At 61.4% G+C, this 1,436-nt stretch carries 2 protein-coding genes; one reads left to right on the top strand and one right to left on the bottom strand.

The window, feature by feature from the left end; genetic code table 11:
• Positions 1 to 440: 440 nt before the first annotated feature.
• Positions 441 to 1,316 carry a 2-oxo-4-hydroxy-4-carboxy-5-ureidoimidazoline decarboxylase gene (gene uraD / locus D4765_RS20070; RefSeq protein WP_338054658.1) on the bottom strand — a complete coding sequence of 292 codons (876 nt, stop codon included), beginning with the start codon at positions 1,314 to 1,316 and terminating at the stop codon, positions 441 to 443.
• Here uraD and D4765_RS19915 point away from each other — a divergent pair.
• Positions 1,236 to 1,436 (top strand): hypothetical protein (locus D4765_RS19915; protein ID WP_237280572.1); only part of this gene is annotated, 201 nt, incomplete at its 3' end. The two genes, uraD and D4765_RS19915, sit on opposite strands and share 81 nt — an antisense overlap.

Below are 1,436 nucleotides of genomic sequence, written 5' to 3'. Positions count from 1 at the left end.
AAAAAGATGCCCCACTAATTGTTTTTCCCAAAGGAACCCGAACACCAAAAAAGGTGTCACGGGGATTTGGCATTTGACAATGTGCACGCTGTTGAGTTCTCAAAGATCGGACGCACCCACACCAGAACTTCGCTTTCACGACACCCGGTTCGGGGCAACTTCACTACCTTAGCACGGCCCGCCGCGATGTCAAATCGAAGCTTGCCGTCACGACCGGGGTCGTCACAGAAGCCCGAACTGTTCGTTGCGGGAGTGATGTGCCATCTTACGCTTCTACCGCAGAAATACCCTAAGGAATCTGTGTTTCGAGAGTGTGAGATCGCCCCCACTTGAGGCCCGGAAGCTCTGCGGCTTTCCAGCACCTTTGGGGTGACGAGTGGTTACGTTACGGAGGTCTGAGCCAGAAAGCAAATCGGCTGGTGTACCTCGAAGGTCAGAACTCAGCTGCCCCGGTAGGTGGAGTACGCAAAAGGGCTGAGCAGAAGGGGAATGTGATAGTGCTCGGCCTCACTTGCGAGTTCGAAAGTCACCGAAACCTGAGGATAGAAGGTTGCCTGATGGTGAGCCGCGAAATAGTGGCCGGTGTCGAAGGTCACTCGGTAGATGCCAGCCGGGAGAGTGACCGGGCCGAGAGAGGAGACGCGACCGTCAGCGTCGGTGAGGGCAGAGGAGACGGGCATCCAGAAGCCGTCTTCGAACGCGTCGAGTGCGACGGGTACGTCAGCGGCCGGTTTGCCGAGAGTTGAGTCGAGCACGTGCGAGGTGATGTGGCTGCGTTCAACGGGTGCGGGAACGCGTTCTGGTTGAATGCTCGAGGGTGGGCTCGGCACTGCGTCTGCGTCTGCGTCTGCGTCTGCGTCTGCGTCTGCGTCTGCGTCTGCGTCTGCGTCGAGGATGGTTTGGAGGCGTGACAACGCGATGTCGCGGAGTTCGGTGGCGACGATGGCCAGTTCGGTGGCGGGATCCAGTGTGAGGCGGCGCTGCAACTCCGAGAGGATCTCCGCCCTCGTGCGCCCCTTGGCCCGGATGAGGAAGACCCGGCCGAAGCGGCGCTCGTACACGATGTTTCCGTCAGCGATCTGACGATTGATCTCTGCGTCGGCCGAATCGGTGGCGCTCTGTTCAGCGCGGGAGAACGTCTGGGCGGTACCCTCCCCCACCGGATTCTCGCCGATGCGCGGATGATCGGCCAATGCCTCATCGACCTCTGCGATGCAGAGCGGAGACGCGGCCGCGTGTGCGGCAGCCAAGAGAGCCTTCCCGGAGTCGAACGGCGACTGCGCGACGACGTCGTCTACCCAACGCTCGACGTGCAGGCAGGCACGCAGCTGCGCACGCAGATCATCGGGCGGGAACTCCAGCATGGCGGCCGTTCGTCTGGGCGGGCGGGGTTCCAGAGTATCAGCGGGGTGGAGGCGTCGGATTCGAGTTGGGCG

The sequence above is a fragment of the Subtercola vilae genome (assembly GCF_004923255.1).
GTDB classification, from domain to species: Bacteria; Actinomycetota; Actinomycetes; order Actinomycetales; family Microbacteriaceae; genus Subtercola; species Subtercola vilae.
The sequence above is the reverse complement of the archived record's forward strand: the minus strand, read 5'-3'. Positions and strand labels throughout refer to the sequence as shown.